A 426-nucleotide genomic window follows, 5' to 3' on the forward strand; every position below is an offset into this window, starting at 1 on the left:
CTAAGGCCACATTGGTCGAAGATCCTGCCGAGGCAAGTGATGATGGTCAATGGGGTGTAAACCTTGGTTACTACTCTCCTGAGTTGGGTGAAACCGAGTTTGGTTTGTATTACATGAACTATCATAGTCGTCGTCCGCTGATTAGTGGTACCACGGCTAACTTTACTGAAGGAGCGATTGGCCGCGACCTGCAGCGACTAGGTGGTAAAGCACAGTCGGGCGAAGCTATGACGCGCGAAGATCTACTAGCGCTAGAGACCTTCTCAAAGGCACAGATTGTTTATCCTGAAGATATTCAGTTAATGGGCTTTAGCTTTAACACGCTTCTAGGTGATACTTCTGTGGCCGGTGAAATTGCTCACCGTCTTGATGAGCCGCTACAGATTGATGATGTAGAGTTACTTTTTGCCGCTATGCCGCAGCAGC

The 426-nt window shown here is 48.6% G+C and carries 1 protein-coding gene; it reads left to right on the plus strand.

The window, feature by feature from the left end:
* A partial coding sequence (locus K5R16_RS22320; protein WP_220740621.1) for a DUF1302 family protein occupies nt 1-426 on the plus strand: 426 nt, incomplete at both ends.

The organism is Shewanella sp. c952 (genome assembly GCF_019654975.1).
GTDB lineage: Bacteria > Pseudomonadota > Gammaproteobacteria > Enterobacterales > Shewanellaceae > Shewanella.